A 19,861-nucleotide genomic window follows, 5' to 3' on the forward strand; every position below is an offset into this window, starting at 1 on the left:
AAAAAACACCGAAGAAAGGAGTTCGGTGTTTTTCGGGATACAACATAAAAGTTGTATCATTTACAGGTCTTATCGTTTAAAAGAGAAGACTATATTTTTTCGCGTGTTAAATCCTTATTGTTACTTGCAAGTGCAGGTGGATATACTTCCATGATCTCTTTTACAATTTCTTGAATACGAGCCTCACGTTTGTCTACATTTCCAGAGACTAAGGATGCAGTTCCTTTACCTTGCCATACCAATTGTTTTTTATCTACATCCAACAGGTCTATGTATAAGATACCTTCTGTACGTTCAGAAATGTTGTTCCCATAAAAGGCGTTACCGCCCCACCATGGTCCAAATCCGCCCCATCCGAAACCTCCCCAGCCCCAGCCTCCTCTGAAGCCAAAGTTGTTTTGGTATACATTTACGCGTTTATTTGCTTTTGCAAAAATGCTAACTAGTACTGCGGGATTTTCTGATTTTGTAAATCCTTTTGCTTCCATTTCTTTTTCAATAGCTCTAAGTACACGTTTTTTGTCAAGATCAGAAATCTCTGCTTTATCTATACCTGGTTTATAAAAGGCATAGGTTTTATATTCGTTAAAATTGACAGTTTGATCATAATCTGATGCGACACGTACAGTGCTGCATGAAGATACAATGAGCATGATGGCTAATAGTGGGAGTAATCGTAATGCTTTCATAGATTCCTTTTTTAAGTGTTATTGTTCAAATAAACGATCTTCTACAATATTTGGTAATGTTACTTTCAAGTCGGGTTGTGATTCCATGGCTCTTTTGATAGCAAAAACAGCACCTTCATTACGAGCCCAACTTCGACGTGCAATACCATTATTTACATCCCAGAAAAGCATGGATTGCAAACGTCTTTCAGCTTCATTACTACCATCAAGAACCATACCAAACCCGCCATTGATTACTTCACCCCATCCTACACCTCCGCCATTGTGGATGCTCACCCAAGTAGCTCCTCTAAAACTATCGCCAATTACATTGTGTATTGCCATATCTGCTGTAAAGCGACTACCATCATAAATATTGCTTGTTTCTCTATAAGGTGAATCTGTACCAGATACATCATGATGATCACGTCCTAGAATTACATATCCTATGTTGCCTTGAGCAATAGTATCATTAAAGGCTTGCGCAATTTTCATACGCCCTTCTGCATCTGCATACAGGATTCTAGCTTGAGATCCTACTACAAGTTTATTTTCTTGAGCGCCTTTAATCCACTGGATATTATCTTGCATTTGCTGCTGAATTTCTTCAGGGGCTTCTTTTGCGAGTTGTTCTAATACATCACATGCTATTTGATCAGTTTTCGCTAGATCTTCAGGCTTACCAGAAGCACAAACCCATCTAAAGGGACCGAAACCATAGTCAAAGCACATAGGTCCCATAATATCTTGTACGTAGCTTGGATATTTAAAATCAATGCCATTTTCAGCTAGAATATCTGCGCCTGCTCTAGAGCTTTCTAAAAGGAATGCATTCCCGTAGTCAAAGAAATAAGTACCTTTCTCCGTATGTTTATTAATCGCTGCTGCATGACGGATAAGGGTGCTTTGTACGCTTTCGCGAAAGCGTGCCGGATCTTCTGCCATACAGGTATTTGCTTCTTCAAAGCTCATTCCTAACGGATAATATCCGCCTGCCCACGGATTATGAAGTGACGTTTGATCACTTCCTATATCGATATGCAGATGATGTTCGTCAAAGGCTTCCCATACCTCTACTATATTTCCTTGATAGGCGATAGAAACTGTTTCTTTAGCTGCTTTTGCTTTCTGAACTTTAGCTACAAGTGCTGTAGTATCTGTGATTACTTCATCTACCCATCCTTGAGAATGTCTTGTATGAACCGCTTTGGGATTTACTTCAGCACACACAGTAATACATCCAGAAATGTTTCCCGCTTTGGGTTGCGCGCCACTCATACCTCCTAAGCCTGAAGTAACAAAAAGCCCTCCTTTAGGTGATTTTTTTATTTTTCGAAATGCGTTAAGTACAGTAATGGTTGTTCCATGTACAATTCCTTGCGGACCGATATACATATAACTTCCTGCAGTCATTTGCCCGTATTGCGTAACTCCTAGCGCATTAAACTTTTCCCAATCATCAGGTTGCGAGTAATTAGGAATCATCATCCCGTTTGTGACGACGACTCTTGGAGCATCTTTGTGAGAAGGGAATAATCCCATAGGATGCCCAGAATACATCACTAGCGTCTGATGGTCATTCATCTGAGCTAAATACTGCATGGTAAGCAGGTATTGTGCCCAATTTGAAAATACACCTCCATTACCACCATACGTGATAAGCTCATGGGGGTGTTGCGCTACGGCATAATCAAGATTGTTCTGGATCATTAGCATGATAGCAGCAGCTTGCTTAGATTGCGCAGGATATTCTTCTATAGGACGTGCATATATTTTATACTCAGGTCTAAAACGATACATATAAATACGTCCATACGTGTCTAACTCTTCTTTAAATTCTGGAAGTAGTGTTGCATGATGTTTGGGATCAAAGTAGCGTAATGCATTACGCAATGCTAATTCTTTCTCTGCTGGAGAAAGGATTTCTTTACGCTTAGGCGCATGATTTATAGAAGGATCGTATGTTTTTTTAGCGGGGAGTTCGTTAGGAATTCCTTGAAGTATGTGTTCTTGAAAAGTCATGTGTTGGTTTTTAAAATGATACTGATTTTAATCGGTGTATGTTTTAAAAATCAAGGATACCTCATATTAGCTCTATGATGGATCGTAGAAATACAGGTGCGATATGATACAATCGTATTATCCATTTTTAGAGGGTTGGCTATTGGTTTTTTTATCAAATCCATAAGGACAATGTCTACAACCGCTTTCACAGCAATACCCTCGTTTTAGGTGGTACTGCTCTGTAAAACATTTATAGCCTTCTGGAGTAAGGTAATAATCTCCTTCTTCAATAGGAATGTGTTTTCTTGTAAATGACATTGTATTTTTTAATGATTACAAATATACTAAGACTGTATGATGATTGCTATATATGGTTGTTAATAGATTGGTAGATAATTACTCTGAGGTTTGGTTTTGATTACTAAGATTATAGCGTACTTTTGGGCTGTGTTTTTGATTGTAAATAAATACTTGTTGAGAAAACGTTTTGTGGGGCTTACACTATGGCCTTTTATTATTATGAAGCGTGTGGAGTTAAAAGATGATGTAGTCTTTATTAACCATGAGCGTATTCATTTGCGTCAGCAATTAGAAATGCTTGTACTTCCTTTTTTTATTTGGTATGTACTAGAATATAGTATACGATTAGTACAATATAAAAATAGTTATAAAGCATATAGTAATATCTCCTTTGAAAGGGAAGCATACCAAAATGAGGGTAATCTTGATTACTTAGAGCGTAGATCTCGTTGGTCTTTTATAAAATATCTTTGAATAGATTAAGAAACTATCTTTACTTTTAGATTGTGATTATAACATCTCAAAATCAAGCCATATCATTACCTCATAATATACGTTTGTACCTTAAGCGAGAAGATCTTATTCATCCACATATTTCAGGTAATAAGTATAGGAAGCTTAAATATAATATCGCTTTCGCGAAAGCAAATAATTATAAAACCCTACTCACGTTTGGTGGTGCATATTCTAATCATATCGCCGCTACTGCAGCAGCAGGAAAAGCGTATAACTTTAGTACTATAGGCATTATACGTGGTGATGAGCTAGAAAAAGAATTAGATAAAAACCTTTTAGAAAATAAAACCTTAAAACAAGCTGCTGTTGATGGAATGAAATTTAAATTCATATCAAGAGCATTATATAAGCAAAAAGAAGAAGAACAATTTCTAGCGACACTTAAAAAAGAGTTTCCTGAAGCGTATATCTTACCAGAAGGCGGAACCAATAATCTTGCTATAAAAGGGTGTGAAGAAATACTAACGCCATCAGATCTTTCGTTTGACTATGTGTGTTGTGCAGTAGGAACAGGAGGAACGATATCGGGTATTATAAATGCATCTGCTGCTTCTCAAAGAGTACTTGGGTTTCCGGCATTGAAAGGTGATTTTCTAACGGATGAAATACAGAAACTTGTAACAAAATCCAACTGGACGTTAGCAAAGGAGTATCATTTTAATGGGTATGCTAAAGTACCAGAAACCCTTGTGAAGTTTATGAATGGGTTTAAAAAATCACATCAAATAGTGCTTGATCCAATATATACTGGGAAAATGATGTATGGGATTTTTGACCTCATATCAAAAGGATTTTTCCCGCAAAATTCTCGTATTTTAGCAATTCATACAGGAGGCCTTCAGGGCATTGATGGTGTAAATAAAAAGCTCCTTAAAAAAGGACTTCAAACGATAGATATATAAAAATGATAAGACGAATTGTACTTTTGTTTGTGATAGGATTAGTACTTGGAAGTTGTGGTTCTTCAAAAAGAACAACTCGTAAAGTAACTCCTAAAAAAGAACGAGAAGAACGAGTAGATACTCGTCCCAATGATGATACGCCTAAAGAAGAAGAGAAGGTTGTTAATCCTGTTCCTAAAACAGGAGTAGATGGATATATAGAAACCTATGTTGATATTGCGCAAGAAGAAATGCGCCAATATGGAATACCAGCAAGTATCACATTAGCACAAGGAATATTAGAATCGGGTGCAGGAGATGGCGAATTGGTGCGAAAAGCTAATAATCACTTTGGAATCAAATGTCATGATTGGAAAGGCGCAAGAGTATATCATGATGATGATGAAAAAGGAGAATGTTTTAGGAAATATAGCCTAGCAAAATATTCATTTAGAGATCATTCTTTATTCTTGACAAATAGAGGGAGATATTCTAGTCTTTTTAAATTGCCTAAAGATGATTATAAAGGATGGGCAAAAGGATTACGCGCTGCAGGGTATGCTACAGATAAGAAATATCCAGATAAACTGATATCCCTTATAGAACGTTATAAACTATATCGTTATGATGGAGAAGTCCTTGGTAAAAAAGAAAAAGATTTTAAAAAAGTAACAGATAGAAAAAACCAACATACGGTAGAAAAAGGCGAAACATTATATCGCATTGCTAAAAAGTATAAAATTACTGTAGAAGATCTTAAAAAATATAATGGACTTGAAAGTAATGAGATTTTTGTAGGGCAAGTGCTGTATGTAGAACCATTTGATAGAGGATATTAATTTATGATATATAAAAGAAGTAGCGCATTATTTGTAGAAGCGCAAACTGTGATTCCTGGTGGCGTGAATAGTCCAGTAAGAGCATTTAAATCAGTAGGAGGAGATCCTATTTTTGTAAAAGAAGCTAAAGGAGCATATCTCTATGATGAAGATGGAAGGACACTTATAGATTATATCAATTCTTGGGGTCCTATGATCTTAGGGCATGCCTATCAACCTGTAGTAGATGCTGTAGTAAATAAAGCTCAAAAAGGAACTTCTTTTGGAATGCCTACAGAAATTGAAACAGATATAGCAAAACTAGCTATAGAAATGGTGCCTGATATTGATAAAATACGTTTTGTAAATAGCGGTACAGAAGCCTGCATGAGTGCTATACGTCTTGCAAGAGGATTTACAGACAGAGAAAAGATTATAAAATTTTCAGGATGTTATCATGGGCATTCAGATTCTTTTCTGATCCAAGCGGGTAGTGGAGCGGTTACTTTTGGAACCCCTAATAGTCCTGGAGTTACTAAAGGTACAGCTAAAGATACTTTACTTGCTGACTATAATAATTTAGATCAAATAGAAGCACTTTTTAAAGCAAATCCCAATGAGATTGCAGCAATCATTGTAGAGCCTGTAGCAGGAAATATGGGATGCATACCTCCTAAAAATGGATTTTTAGAAGGGTTGAGAACATTGTGTGATCAGAATAATGCATTGCTCATTTTTGATGAAGTGATGACTGGTTTTCGATTGGCTAAAGGAGGTGTTCAAGAACTTAAGAACGTAAGAGCAGATATTGTCACTTTTGGAAAAGTAATAGGAGGTGGATTGCCAGTTGGCGCGTTTGCTGCTCGTAATGAAATTATGAATCATTTGGCGCCTCTAGGACCAGTGTATCAAGCTGGAACATTAAGCGGGAATCCTTTAGCAATGGCAGCAGGTCTAGCAATGCTTACAGAGATCAATAACGATGAAAAACTCTTTGCGCGTTTAGAGGAAAAAACGGCATATCTTCATAAAGGTATTGCTGAAGCACTAACGTCTCATGGAGTAGTTCACACTATTAATCGTGTGGGTTCTATGATTTCTGTTCATTTTGCTGAAGATGAAGTGGTTGATTTTAAAACAGCTGCATTAGGGGATAATGAAACCTTTAAGAAATTCTTTCACGGTTTATTAGCCGAAGGGATATATATAGCACCTAGTGCTTATGAGACTTGGTTTATTACCGATGCGTTGACATATAAAGATTTAGATACAACAATACATGCTGTACATAAAGTAGCGAGTACTTTGTAAAATAGGATATAAAAACAAAAGGAGAGATTTTATAAAATCTCTCCTTTCTTCATACAACATCTGCGCTACCTTCTTCTGTGGTGTTTCTTTTTTCTTTTTTGCTTCTTTTTGTGTGCCATTTTACGCCATTGTTCAAACTGATCTGCGGTTAAGACTGCTTTCATTTCTTTTTGAATAGCAATCCTATTGTCGAGCTTTTTAGTTTCTAATTCAAAGCGTTGTTCTTTAGTTAATTCAGGACGACCTTCTTTTTTTCGTTCTGCCATAAAAGCCTTCCTTTTCTTTGCTTGCTCTAACTGGATAGTATAAATTTTACTTGCTTGTTGATCATTTAAATCTAAGGCAAGTGTCATCTTTTTTGTTTGTATAGTGGCTTGCTGTTCTGCACTTAATTGCATTCTACCTCCATCACGACCTCTTTGAGCACTAACTGTTATTGTCATACAGAGAACAACCATTGTTAAAATATGTTTCATTTTTTTAAATATGTTTTGTTATGCTAGTATGACCTTATGTTCTTCATAAGGTTTAAACGGGTGCGTATAATTAACGTATCCTTAAGAAAAAAGCCCTCCAGAATGGAGGGCTTCATATAATACAAAAAATGTATATGGTATTATTTAGGGTCTAAAATTAAGTCAATACGTTCTATTAAATCAATAAGGTGTATTCTACTTATTTTATCTCTCATGCGTCCTGTATTACTTTGTAAAGTGCGTTTTAGGTCTTTAAGTTCTGAACGTACAATCGCACGTATATCACTTTGACTAGCGTCTATGTTAGTACGAGAAGAGAAACGTGCAAAACGACCAGAAAGGCGTGTTTGCTCTTTAGTCATTAACGTTTCTAAACGCTCTACATATGCTCTTTGTAAATTACGACGATAGATATCAATCTTTCTGCTATTTTTAAGTTCGCTAAATAATCCATTACGTAAATCTGCCATCATATCGATAGTTGAATATGCTTCTTCGCCATTCAGAGCTTCATTTTCTAGCATACGCGCAACTCTACCAAAATCAAGTAAACTGTTAAGTGTACGTGTTTGGAAACGACGTATGCGCTCAACACTTCCTGCAGACTCTACTTTATCAAAAATACTTTCATCAATAAGCCATTGTGGAGTCTCAAATAATTGCTCTTGAAGAAAAGATAAAGCCTCTTGTTGTTTTACTTTAGGAACATGTGTGTAAACAGCACCATCTTGGTCATATGTTTTATAATACTCATATACACCACCAATATTTCCAGTGACATGTCCCATGTATCTGTTATACTGAGATAACACCTGAGTATACATGGTTTCTAAATCATCATAGTTTTTACCATCTTCTGCAGTCCATTTAATAAGATTAGGCACAATACGCTTTAAGTTAGCAATACCATAAGTACTTGCTTTTACAGCATCATCTCCTAAATCTTCTGTTTGTGAACTTGGGTCAATCACACCAAATTGTTGCCTTCCGAAACGGTACATTGGATCACCTGCATGTTCTAAAATCCAACCATCTAATGTTTTCTTTTCATCTTCTGCAGATTTGTCTAAAATAGGTTTGTACCCCCACTTAATAGCATATTTATCATAAATACCAATATTAGGCATCAACGCTACATCTCCATCTCCAGGTTGTGCTACATAATTAAAACGCGCATAATCCATAATAGAAGGTGCTGTTCCGAATTTTTTTGTAAACTCAGGATCACGTAATTTATCTACAGGATATGCAACACTACTTCCCATGTTATGCGGTAAACCTAATGTATGTCCAACCTCATGAGAAGATACAAAACGAATTAAACGCCCCATTACTTCGTCTTTAAACTCAACACCTTGGGCATCTGGATTAATAGCTGCTGTTTGTACAAAGAACCAATTACGTAATAAGGTCATAACATTATGATACCAATTGATATCACTTTCTAAAATTTCTCCAGACCTAGGATCACTTACGTGAGGTCCGTTTGCATTTGGAATAGGAGACGCTAAGTAACGTACAACACTATAACGTACATCTTCAGGACTCCAATCAGGATCTTCTTCTGGTGTAGGAGGGTCTTTTGCGATGATAGCATTTTTAAATCCAGCAGCTTCAAAAGCAACTTGCCAATCTTCAATTCCTTGTTTGATATATGGAACCCATTTTTTAGGAGTAGCTCTATCTATATAGTATACAATTTGCTTTTTAGGCTCTACAAGTTCGCCGCGATTATATTTTGCAAGATCTTCGTCTTTTACTTCTAATCTCCATCTATCTAAATACGTGATGGTTTTACTTTTCTGAGCATCTTGTCCATAATCTGTTTGACCTCTTGCAAACCATCCTACACGCTGATCAAAATAACGACGTTTCATAGGTGTTTCAGGAAGTAAAATCATAGAGTTACTCATCATCACCGAAAGTGATCCAGTAGCACTATTACTTGGTGGTTCTGATGCGTTATATGTTTTTATGTGTCTTACCTCAATGTTTCTTGGGTAACTACGTATCGTATCTATATAAGAACGTTTGTCATCAAGGCGTGTTACTTTATAACCTCTTCTTCTAGATTGTGGTAACCCTAAAGGCTTTACATCTTTTGTAAAAAGCTCTGAAGCATCTATTACTGTATTTCTAGTATCACTTACAGTGTCTTTGTGATACGCTTTTATATCAAAAGCATACAAAATAGGTTCAAAATTACTATTCTTTACAGCTTCAGAAATTGGTAATGAATCTGCCGCGTAAATTTGATGTGATACGACGCGAAGTAATACTTTTTTGTCTTTTACTTCCCAACGTAATACAGAGGTGTTTTGTTTACCGCCACCGAAACCTAATCCAGTAGCCGTTTTTGCAATACGAGTTACCATAAGCATTTCTCTTCCAAAGAGAGAATCTGGAATTTCATAAAAATAGGAGTTGTCTATTTTATGAACGGTAAAGAGACCTTCATCAGTCTTAGCGTCTTTAGTAATGACTTTTTTATAAGGCTTTATTTCCCCTTTCTTAGGTTTAGACTTGGGTTTTGTGGTAGCCGTAGCTTTTGATTTTTTAGGCTGAAATACTGCACAACCTGTGAGAGATACTGCAAGAAAAGCAAGTATCAGAAAATGTAACTTTATACGCATAACGAGTTTTTTATGAAGGGCAAAAGGTAAGTATAGTTAGAAAGGGATTTTGTGAAGGTATTGTTAAACCTGCCAAGTTTTTTAAGGGTAATTTATAAAAATGACAAAAATGCTATGTTTTGTGTATTTTGGAGTAGAGTTTCCTGATTAAAAATGTCAAATTGACAATTAATTGTTTCTTGATTTAGAGTAGTTCCAGTGTCGTTTGATATAATGGTTTGTTTATTGTTTTTGAATAAACCCATGCGAAGTAACTTACCATAAAGATATCCTCTTTGGCTTTGTTTTCTGAGGTAAACAATCTTTTTACGCTTTCGCGAAAGCGTATACCTTTTATTTCTTCTGGATATGTGTAAATGGTTTCTAATGTTTTTAAGAAATCACGCAATCTGCTTTCATGTTTGATTACGTGTTTGTATTTGCGTTTGAAACGCTTTAATAGAGATGCAACAAGATCTATATTTTCTAATTCTATATGTGTAATGAGTTGTATTAAATCATGCTTAATCATCCAGTCTTCTCCCATTTTAGTTATATACCAAGCCGAACTATGTTTTAAGGTGTTAAGGGCACTAAGTGTTTGTTTGTATTGTTCCTGTTGTATCAAACAAATGCATAGTACAAGAATAAGGTCAGGGTTTTGAGTTTTATTTTTTCGTTTTGCGATCTCAAAATGAGATGTAAGTAAGTCAATCGCGACAAGGCTATTTCCAGTATAGTTAAGAATAAGTGTACGCAGGAGGAGTTCGCTTTCGCGAAAGCGTAATTCATATTTACCCCGTTCGGCAAGCATGCGCTCTTTCATCAAGTCGAGATATTTGGTAGCGCGTTCAAATTGCCTATTTCTGAAATACGCATTTGCCATGAAGTATACTAAGTGAATATGGTAATATAAGTGCTTATTAGATAATGCTTTTTTAGAGGTGATCTCGTGATAGACTTTTTCGAAAAAAGGTAAAGCATCAACGTAATTATTTTCTAATCGAGCTACGGTATTTATAATTTCTAATAACTGATATAACGATTTAAATGTAAGGGATGCATTAATAACAATATTGAATTTTTGGAATGCATCTGTAAGAAGTTGGGTTACATTTTCTGTAACGGTACTGTTGGTTTGAGAGATACGGTCTTTAATATATGCATAGGCTAGATTGAGATTTTCTTGGTGCTGATGAAGTTTTTGATTGATTTGAAAATCCTTAATGAGTGACGAGAGTTCTATTTCTGAGTGAAGATGTGCATACTGTATTTGTGTATGGTATATCTCATTGAGCATACTGTATAAATCATGTGCTTTTGCTAGTATGGTTGCTTTTTGAAGTGTTTTTTGAGCGGCCTTATTAATGCCTTGTTCATAGAGAATACGAGAAGTAAGAATGAGTTTTAGAACCTCAAATTCTTCAGTAGTTTCAGTTTCTAAACTCCTACTGGCTATAAAATCTATTATAGTATCATGAAGTCTTTTGCATAAAGCATGATATGCGTTTTTAGAAGGTTTTCCATAAAGGACATGATCAATATTTGTGGGAAGTTCTGATTGCCTTAATAGTTTTAGTAATGCTAAGTTTTTGGTGTCTGATCGCTTGTTTTTACGACGCACATAAGATTTGAATTTTTCATAATCTTCTGTGGAAAGTGAATGTATCAATTCAAATAGTAGCATATTATATCGTAAGAAATATTGTGTGTAAAACAAGTAAATATAGTATTAAATGATATTATATCAATAATTATATCGTAAGTATATGATGAATTTTTGATTTTGTGACTTGTGTGGCTGTTGCATATTTGCCTTGTCATTTTAACGAATCAGATATGGAAATTGAAATCAATACTGTTGATATACATCGCAGAAGATTAATCTTTATAAACTTTAGTATTGTTGCTTATTTTATAGGTATCTATTACATATTAGAAAACCAGATTTATCACACTCTTATAGTTACAAGCGCATTAGTATTTACAGTTCCATTTCTAATAGCTCAGGTAATTTTCATATTTGTCAGCTTGTTTTTTATGATTAAGAATAACAGATCAGACTTACTACTTATCGTCAGTCTTGGTACGTTAATAGCAAATCAATTATACATATTGATGACTTTTTTCTACTAATTACAAGGTCAATTTTAATTAATCACCATACCACACAATCATGGAATTTAATAATAAGAAACTCACACGTACGACCACTTTTATTCATTATCTAATCAGTTTTCTTTTAGCTATTTTTTTAATAGGATTGGCTAACAGAATCATATGGGATATTGATGGAGAGGATAAGCGTCCTTATGTATCAGATTTTGAAATAAAAACTGACGTTAAAAAATATAAACTTTTACGAGAAAGTATTCAAGATTCTATACAAGGAAAACATATAGTGAAAGAAGATGTACAGCTTTCTATAAATCTCACTCAAAATGCATTAGATGAGCAACAGGCTTCTTTTAAGGCTTGGATATCAACACGTAATGCTACACGATCTTCAAAGATTAATACTGAAATACAGCAACGTAATTATATCCTAGATTCCTTACGTACATCTCTTAAGAAACTAAAATCGAAAAAACTTTTAATTCAATCTAATATAGATAGTTTTCATACAGAAAAAAGAAAGTATACTGATTTAGTAAATGAGGAAATGGCGAAAGCAAGAGCGTTGCATCTTACTGCAGAGAGAGCATATGATTTACAAGTTTTTTTAAGTCGTTTGTTATTTGTGGTTCCCGTATTACTTCTAGGGATTTGGATGCTCGTAAAGAAACGTAAACATAGTTATTGGCCTTTGTTTAGAGGCTTTGTATTCTTTGCATTTTATGCCTTCTTTATAGGATTGGTTCCTTACTTACCCAGTTACGGAGGATATGTCAGATATATTATAGGAATCATAGTATCTCTATTACTAGGTATATATGCTATTAAACATTTGAAAGCTTTTGTGAAAAAGAAAAAAGAAGAACTACAACTCTCTTCTTCAGAACGTTCCAACAAAATAAAAGAAGAAGTGGCAGAGAAAGCATTAGAAAATCATATGTGTCCAAGTTGCGGAAAAGATTACCTGATTAATGAGATTTTTCAAAGCGGAAAAGGTAAAAAAAAGTCGGGCATGCTAAAAGTTACCACCTATTGTCGTCATTGTGGACTCCAACTTTTTAAAAATTGTGAAACCTGTGATACTAAAAATTATGCACACCTACCACATTGTTATTCTTGTGGAGATCAGATTATAAATAAAATACACGAACAATAAAACATACAACAATGGAAAATCAAGTAAAAATTCAAACAGAAAAAAAGAATAAAATAAAAGAAGAATTTAGTGCAAAACCAACACCAGCATTTATAGCTGCATCGTGGACTTCTTTATTGATTGGAATGGTCTCTTTTTGTGTCGGACTTTGGAACGCAACCATGCAATTAAATGAAAAAGGATATTACTTCACAGTACTATTATTTGGCTTGTTTTCAGTGATTTCTGTTCAGAAAACAGTGCGAGATAAATTAGAAGGCATTCCTGTAACAGAAATTTACTATGGTGTAAGTTGGTTTGTAACTATAGTATCTATTTTACTATTAGTGATTGGATTATGGAATGCAACATTAGATTTGAGTGAGAAAGGTTTTTATGGAATTTCGTTTTTCTTAAGCCTTTTTGCAGCTATTGCAGTGCAAAAAAATACCCGAGATATTAAGTTTTTAGAACAAAAAGAGAAGTAGACAACAAAGTGCAATATGTGCATATTGCACTTTGTTGTGTGGTGTGAGAAACCCGTTAGTAGTAAAATGCTATCGGGTTTTACTAAAATAGAAAAGTGCTATAGTAAATTGCTCATGTCTAAATTAATAAATGCTAATTATCATTTACTGTTTCATAAAACAACTCGTCTATATGTAGTTTTGTAGTATAAAGTTAAAAAGTAAGTAAATCTACTATAGATTTTATGAAGTAATGATTTTTGGCTAAGTATCACTCTCATAGTTATTAATTAACAATACATTATTTATCTCAAAATAGTAATGTATTTGAGAGTGGTGCTTCACAAAAAAAAGGATGGTTAATACCATCCTTTTTTATTTATATATGCATGTAATTATCCAAAATTAATAGTACAACTATTAGAAACTCCAAACCATTTTAATCTATTACGAGAAGCTGTTTTATAGACATAATCTCTAAGCATTCTAGGAATAAAAGCTAATAAGGCAGCAGCACGTTTCCATTTAGGTATTTCTGCGACAATTTTTAAGAAGCCGTCAGAATGTGTATGCATTCCTGTTTTATTAATAAGGATGACGGTGTCTAATCGATCTGTTGCTCTATTATAATGGCGTAAGAGTTGCTGACCTTTGGGGGACTGAAAAGGCAGAAATTCAAAAGTTGCCGTAGGAGCAAACTTCATAAGCCATCCTATTACGCCATTACATAGATTGCATTCTCCATCAAATATGATAATATCTTTCTGATTATTAGTTTCCATAACTTTTTTGAAATAAATGAGTTATGAGTGTTGTGTCGCGTAAATATGAAATTCATTACGATATAAAAGGCAGAAAAGATAATTTTTAAATCTTCTTAATCATTTTGTAAGTACTCAGATGTTTCTATCGACTTAGTATGGTAAATCACCAAAAAAACAAATACGCATGAAAAAGATAATACTCATAGTAGGCCTAGTTATAGCTACAGTTTTTAATATGCAAGGACAAGAGATAAATGCAATTCCATATAGTAGTGATATTTCTCAATTACCAGATGGATGGCATAAGTTTACATTACAAGGCGCTAGTTTTGATGTAGAGGTAGCTTCTGGTAATCTTGTAAAAGGAAATGTAATTTGGTTTGACGGCACAAAATATTCAGGTAATCTAGCGGGTTCTGTAATTTCAGGAAGAGGAACGTATACATGGCCAGATGGGACCCGATATGAAGGGGCTTTTAGAAATAACCAGCGTCATGGAAAAGGATCTATGATTTTATTAGATAACTCAAAATGGAGCGGTAAATGGAAAAACAATAAGAAAAACGGAAAAGGAAAACAGTTTGATGCATCTGGAGAGATTGTACAACAAGGCGTTTGGGAAGGTGATCAGTTTTTAGGAGCTAAAAAAAAATAACCTTTAAAAGGTCTTGTAATAAAAAAGCCTTCTATTCTTAAAATAGAAGGCTTTTTATGATTTATAATGACTTACTCTTTTGTAAGTGTTACTTGCCATACTTTATTGGAAGCAGCTGAGTTGCCAGAACCATAGGTTCCAGGATTTGCTTGATATGCTTCAATACCACCATATATATGACCTATCACTACTTCTTTTGTACCATTAAAAGTACTATTTAAATCAATGATTTCAGTATTCTCAGAATTCATTTTATAAGCAATGCTACTACTACTTTTTATAAGAATAGATTCGGCGCCATAAAAATTTGGTGTACTTCCATATACATTTTTTAGTGTATCTACAATCTTACTTTGCATAGGTTTTTGTTCTACATTCATCGCAATATGAAGCCCTGTATTTGTAAATCCAGAAAGATGTCCAGGAGGTGCAATTTCACCATCACCTATACCGCCAAATAAGAACGTGTGTAAAAGTTTTGTGTCTTTGTCATATCCAACAAAATTACCACATGCATATACATTATGATTTTTTTGATTGTAGGTAGTGTCGTAGGTATATAGTTTGCTTTCTGTTGCCCAATCTGGATGCACATAGATCGCATCATTCCATGCCTGTAGGTCATTATCACTTCCGGGTTTAAATACGCCTCCATAAAACGTTAAGCTTTGCTCCATTTGATCATATGTTTTGTTGTAATACATAGAAGGAACTACAGGTCCGTCTCTACGACGGAAAATAGATAGATCGTCTGAAGATGGATCTGTAGGATCTGATACATCAGAAATAGGAGCGCTTACATTAATATCCAATAACGTAGAACTACGACCAGATACCACTGTAAATGGATATACTGCATCTAGATATTTTTGGCTATTACTCGTGAAGTTGTGACCACCAGCAGCATATAATGTAATATTCGTTGAGTCTTGTAGTTTATGAATATTACTAAAAGAACCTTTTTTTACAAATACTTCTGCACCTGTACTAATAAGCGATGTGCTAGTTCCATATCTAAATACTTTTGACCATTCATCATCTGTGAGTGTTTGGCCTTTTGCAAGTTTTATCATAGACTCTATATGTAACCTAGCTACTTGATTATAGGTGATATATTCTTGTTTGTTCTTATCTGCTTTAGTAGTGTCTTTTTTCCAATTTGGAGTTTCTTCAAAATACTTAAAACTCTTTGGGCCAAATCCGCCTACTACATACATGTAGCCATGATCATCTTGTGCAACCAAAGGATTAGAGTTGACGAAAATAGATGTGAAATCATAATCCCCTTTTGATAATGATTGGCACATTTCAGAAGAAGGATCTTTACATAAATTTGATTTTAGATCCTCTAAAAATTTAGTGTAATTGATACTAGAGACTTTGTCTTCTGCTAGATTATAAGCAAAAATATTTTGATTAAAAGACTTAGGAATGAAAGACCTGTCTCCATAGTTTGCATCTAAGTTATGAAGTCCGCCTACTTTTTCTTCTCTATTCGTTCTACCTGCAAATAAGAGCCAGTCTGCTCCAGAAGTAGCGTGAGCAAAAGATTGTAATGCAGGTGCATTGGTAATGGATAAAGAGTCAATACTCACTTTGTAAGATTGAACGGTAACGTCTGAGTTGTTTCCGGAATTGTGATTGTCAGGTCCAGGACAAGCAGTACATAAAAGCAACACAAGTCCAGCCGTAAAAAAAAGATACATTTTTTTCATGGGGATAATGGTTTAAGTTAATTAGTGAAGTTTCAAAAATAATTAGAATACATACTTGATAATCAGGTATTTTTACGTGATTTTATATGCGTTTCGTACTTCGGTAAACTCAGGATAAACTTCTGTGTCATTTCATTCTTTGAAAGCATATACAGAAAAAGACCTACTATACAAGCAGGTCTTTTAAAGGTTTATATTCTATTTTACTAAAAAAGAAACTTATCGTTTTGTGAATTTCTTTTGCGTTGTTTTATTATCTGTAGTTGTTACTTCTATGATGTATACACCAGACGCTAGATTGCTTACATTAACAGTATTATTTACAATGGTTATAGGAGTCGCTTTTCCTAATAAGTCATAAATAACACCATCACTTTTTAGAATAGCTCCATTTGTTGGAGTGACATTTAAAATATCATTTGCAGGTATGGGATATATATTAAAAGTAGTACGCTCATTTTCTTCGATACTTAAAGGAGCACTGCCTTCTAAGACATAAATCGTTTGATTTGCATCTACATTTGTAAGCTGATCTGTAATTCCGGAAGGCCATTCTATCGTTACAGTTTCTATAAAGTCAAAAGTCCCTAATCCGAAATGCGGATTTAGTGAATGCATATTTGCAAATCCCTCTCCACTTCTCACATTACGTACTTTAGTTCCAAAAGCGCCCTCTATTGTAATCACAGCGCCAATACCATTATTGTTACTCTCTACACCTTCAAGATTTAATTTAAACCAGGAATTAGCATTTCCATCATTCATATGTACATTTCCGCCAGCATAAATATCTAAAAATCCATCATTATTAAGATCACCTACAGCGCCACCTCCTTGTATTTGCTGTGAATTTGGAGAGAATGTCATGTCTCCATTATTTAATAGTAAGGTAGTTTGTAATTGAGAATAAATATCTAAATACCCATCATTGTTAAAATCAAATGTGACAATTTCTATAGCGCCTTCTAAGTTTTCAAAACCAGATCCAGTTGTGATATCTGCAAATGTACCATCCCCATTATTTTGATAAAATATAGTGCCAATTTCGTTAAAATGTTGATCAGCAACTATTAAATCCATATCTCCGTCATTATCAAAATCACCCACAGCACTAGACCATGACTGTGTTTTTGTATCAATTCCTGCTGTAGCACCAACTTCTGTATAGGTGCCATTTCCATTATTGCGATATAACTGATTAGAACGTCTTGTGTCTTCTGGGTTATTAGAACCAACAACACATTTAGATAGATAAAGATCGGTATCTCCATCATTGTCATAATCAAACCATATAGACCCATAGTTGTGCCCAGTAGGTGTATCTCCAAGGCCTCCTTGAATTTCATTTAAGAAACTCCCGTTTCCATCATTAAGGAAATAGACATTAGGCTCTACATCATGACAAGCAAAAGCATCTAAGTCACCGTCATTATTGATATCTATAAAATTAGTGCGTTGAGAAAAAATAAAGATACTACTCTGATGATCTTGAGAAAATGCAGTTCCATCACTATTTGCTTTTAAAAAACTTACTCCATTATTCCCTCCAAACATGATGTCATTGATTCCGTTATTATCGTAATCGGCAACACTAAGAGACCAATCAGGTCCATTAGAAGTGCTAATAGAGATATTAGTAGGCATGAGACCTGTATCTGTTTGATGATGAATTGACAGGTTAGATTGTGTAGGACTTATGACATCATCTAAGTAATCTCCATTAATATCTACAACGCCAATCTCTGAATTAGAACCTCCTATATTTTGCGAAGTAAACGTGGCGTTTTGTGCTTTGACGTAGGATACAGCACATAGCCCCAAGGCTAAAAGTGTAATTTTTTTCATGATTTCAATTTTGTAGTTTCCATTAAATCTAATGAAATTTCCTTCTGAATGTTAACACTTTATGCGTTATAGGAAGAATTGACTAGTGTTTTTAGAAACGTAAAATTGTTTTATACGCTTTCGCGAAAGTGTATACAGAATGAAAAGATTAAAGTCTAAATTTTCTAAAAGATTGGATCGTTTGATAAATTCCATATCCAATAAAAGCTTTTCCAAATATAAAAGCAATGATTTGAAAAACATTTGAAAGAGCTGATTCTCCAAATGGAGATTTATAAGATGGAATTAAGTATTTGAAATATCCAGAAAAGAATTTATTAATTGATTCTAAGCTAAACTCGAAATCATAACTATAGAATTCTAATGGGAAGTATAATGAGTAAAATAAAAATCCAATTATAACTGTAAACTTGATTCCTTGAACCCAGTCTGTTCCATGTTTAGACGAAATATTATTAAGCCATAAGATGAATTTATCTTTCCACTCTTTATTATGAAGTTCTCTTTTAAATGCGTCTAATTCATATATTTTAAATCTATTATAATCTATTCTGTTGTCTGATTTTTGTAGTTGATGTTTTATTATTCTTAATGATTTTCTAGAACAGTTCTCTGGACTTAGAACTTTAAAATCATCAAAGAAAGCAGCTTTTTCAAATACTGCTTGATCTATTTCTATTACATTACAACTTACGTTCTCGAATGACACAGAACCTTCAAAAATTGTATTTATTAGTTTGATAGTACTAAACTCTGATCCATTAAATTTTGCTTTCTTTTTAAATAAAGAATCAGGAAGAGAGAATTTACTATTATTGATGTTTTTACAATCAATAAAAAATACTTCTTCATTAAAAGTACATTCTTTAAAAACTGTTTTGTTACCAAAATCAACATTTGTAAAACTAATTTCGCTAAATATACAGTTTGAGAAATTGTCTTGAATTTCAGGTGATTTAAGTGAAATTCTTTCGAAGAAAAGATCTTCTTTAAAAGTATTTCCATAGAAATTAAAATTATTAAAATTAGAATCACTGATATAGGACGATAAAGGTGGATCTCCTTCTTCTCTTTGTATTGTATTATCTAAAAAAACAAAAGAGCCATGTTTTTGTTGAATACTAGCTATATTTATATTATGTACAAATCTATTTTTTGAAATAAAAACTATTCCATTTAACTCTATTTCTTTACCGTAACTAAAGGTGAAAAACTTTATCTTATTATTAATAATTCTAATTTGTTTATCTGGTGCGATCTCACAATTTATAAATTTTAAAGTGTCTAAGTTGCAACCATCATAAAACAAGACATCGCAAAGAAATACACAATCATAAAATTCGATTGATAATAATGGTCCATTAATGCTTTTGAATAGTAAATCTGAGTTTATAAAAGTACATTCTTTAAATTGAACGTCTTGTAAGTTGTTTCGAATGAAAAAATCTATTATACGATTGTTTCCTACGTCTATTTTTTTATTAGTTAGCGTTAATTCATCTTTTGTGTTTTCTAGAAGCTTAAAGAATTCATTACTATCCATATAGTAAAAATAAAAAGACCCGCTTTATAAAAGCGA

The 19,861-nt window shown here is 33.9% G+C and carries 17 protein-coding genes; 7 read left to right on the forward strand and 10 right to left on the reverse strand.

The genetic code is table 11. The features are described from left to right. Window positions 1–89: 89 nt before the first annotated feature. The 3 genes from Q1A60_RS00875 to Q1A60_RS00885 form a co-directional block, all read right to left on the reverse strand. Window positions 90–689 (reverse strand): DUF4136 domain-containing protein, encoded by a 600-nt coding sequence (locus Q1A60_RS00875; protein ID WP_299763011.1) that lies wholly within the window; start codon window positions 687–689, stop codon window positions 90–92. A gap of 18 nt (window positions 690–707) precedes the next feature. Continuing rightward, window positions 708–2,690, reverse strand: a complete 1,983-nt coding sequence (locus Q1A60_RS00880; protein ID WP_299763013.1) for a urocanate hydratase — start codon at window positions 2,688–2,690, stop codon at window positions 708–710. 117 nt (window positions 2,691–2,807) lie between these two features. Further along, window positions 2,808–2,990 carry a DUF5522 domain-containing protein gene (locus Q1A60_RS00885; protein WP_299763015.1) on the reverse strand — a complete coding sequence of 61 codons (183 nt, stop codon included), beginning with the start codon at window positions 2,988–2,990 and terminating at the stop codon, window positions 2,808–2,810. Window positions 2,991–3,119: 129 nt separating this feature from the next. Between Q1A60_RS00885 and Q1A60_RS00890 the strand changes: the two genes are divergently transcribed. Genes Q1A60_RS00890 through hemL form a run of 4 tightly spaced genes read left to right on the forward strand, consistent with a single transcriptional unit; the run spans window position 3,120 to window position 6,498 of the window. Next, entirely contained in the window at window positions 3,120–3,446 is a 327-nt protein-coding gene (locus Q1A60_RS00890) for a hypothetical protein (protein ID WP_299763774.1), read from the forward strand. Between the two features lie 29 nt (window positions 3,447–3,475). After that, window positions 3,476–4,390: a pyridoxal-phosphate dependent enzyme gene (locus Q1A60_RS00895; protein ID WP_299763776.1), complete on the forward strand. Its 915-nt coding sequence runs from the start codon at window positions 3,476–3,478 to the stop codon at window positions 4,388–4,390. A gap of 2 nt (window positions 4,391–4,392) precedes the next feature. After that, window positions 4,393–5,208: a glucosaminidase domain-containing protein gene (locus tag Q1A60_RS00900; protein WP_299763017.1), complete on the forward strand. Its 816-nt coding sequence runs from the start codon at window positions 4,393–4,395 to the stop codon at window positions 5,206–5,208. 3 nt (window positions 5,209–5,211) lie between these two features. Next, window positions 5,212–6,498: a glutamate-1-semialdehyde 2,1-aminomutase gene (gene hemL / locus Q1A60_RS00905; protein WP_299763019.1), complete on the forward strand. Its 1,287-nt coding sequence runs from the start codon at window positions 5,212–5,214 to the stop codon at window positions 6,496–6,498. Window positions 6,499–6,563: 65 nt separating this feature from the next. Here the strand turns inward: hemL and Q1A60_RS00910 are convergent, their stop codons facing one another. From Q1A60_RS00910 to Q1A60_RS00920, 3 genes are all read right to left on the reverse strand, one after another. After that, window positions 6,564–6,974, reverse strand: coding sequence for a hypothetical protein (locus tag Q1A60_RS00910; protein WP_299763021.1), 411 nt, complete (start codon window positions 6,972–6,974; stop codon window positions 6,564–6,566). A 140-nt stretch (window positions 6,975–7,114) separates the two neighbouring features. Continuing rightward, entirely contained in the window at window positions 7,115–9,607 is a 2,493-nt protein-coding gene (locus Q1A60_RS00915) for a zinc-dependent metalloprotease (RefSeq protein ID WP_299763023.1), read from the reverse strand. Window positions 9,608–9,791: 184 nt separating this feature from the next. Continuing rightward, window positions 9,792–11,273, reverse strand: a complete 1,482-nt coding sequence (locus Q1A60_RS00920; RefSeq protein ID WP_299763024.1) for a hypothetical protein — start codon at window positions 11,271–11,273, stop codon at window positions 9,792–9,794. A 489-nt stretch (window positions 11,274–11,762) separates the two neighbouring features. Here Q1A60_RS00920 and Q1A60_RS00925 point away from each other — a divergent pair, with 489 nt between their 5' ends. Both Q1A60_RS00925 and yiaA read left to right on the forward strand, forming a co-directional pair. Beyond that, complete coding sequence (locus Q1A60_RS00925) at window positions 11,763–12,857, forward strand: hypothetical protein (RefSeq protein ID WP_299763026.1); 1,095 nt, start codon at window positions 11,763–11,765, stop codon at window positions 12,855–12,857. Between the two features lie 11 nt (window positions 12,858–12,868). Next, window positions 12,869–13,324 (forward strand): inner membrane protein YiaA, encoded by a 456-nt coding sequence (gene yiaA, locus Q1A60_RS00930; protein WP_299763028.1) that lies wholly within the window; start codon window positions 12,869–12,871, stop codon window positions 13,322–13,324. Between the two features lie 374 nt (window positions 13,325–13,698). Here yiaA and Q1A60_RS00935 read toward each other — a convergent pair whose 3' ends face one another. Beyond that, window positions 13,699–14,085, reverse strand: a complete 387-nt coding sequence (locus tag Q1A60_RS00935; RefSeq protein ID WP_299763030.1) for a DUF393 domain-containing protein — start codon at window positions 14,083–14,085, stop codon at window positions 13,699–13,701. Between the two features lie 166 nt (window positions 14,086–14,251). Here Q1A60_RS00935 and Q1A60_RS00940 point away from each other — a divergent pair, with 166 nt between their 5' ends. Further along, on the forward strand, window positions 14,252–14,722 hold the full coding sequence (locus Q1A60_RS00940) for a hypothetical protein (RefSeq protein WP_299763032.1): 471 nt from the start codon (window positions 14,252–14,254) through the stop codon (window positions 14,720–14,722). 71 nt (window positions 14,723–14,793) lie between these two features. On the opposite strand, the gene Q1A60_RS00945 is transcribed toward Q1A60_RS00940, so the two are convergent. The 3 genes from Q1A60_RS00945 to Q1A60_RS00955 form a co-directional block, all read right to left on the reverse strand. Further along, a complete protein-coding gene (locus tag Q1A60_RS00945; RefSeq protein ID WP_299763034.1) occupies window positions 14,794–16,437 on the reverse strand; it encodes a hypothetical protein in 1,644 nt (547 codons plus the stop codon). Between the two features lie 219 nt (window positions 16,438–16,656). Further along, entirely contained in the window at window positions 16,657–18,282 is a 1,626-nt protein-coding gene (locus Q1A60_RS00950; protein ID WP_299763036.1) for an FG-GAP-like repeat-containing protein, read from the reverse strand. A gap of 148 nt (window positions 18,283–18,430) precedes the next feature. Next, window positions 18,431–19,825: a hypothetical protein gene (locus Q1A60_RS00955; RefSeq protein ID WP_299763038.1), complete on the reverse strand. Its 1,395-nt coding sequence runs from the start codon at window positions 19,823–19,825 to the stop codon at window positions 18,431–18,433. Window positions 19,826–19,861: the final 36 nt, after the last annotated feature.

This window comes from uncultured Dokdonia sp., assembly GCF_947492535.1.
Classification (GTDB): domain Bacteria; phylum Bacteroidota; class Bacteroidia; order Flavobacteriales; family Flavobacteriaceae; genus Dokdonia.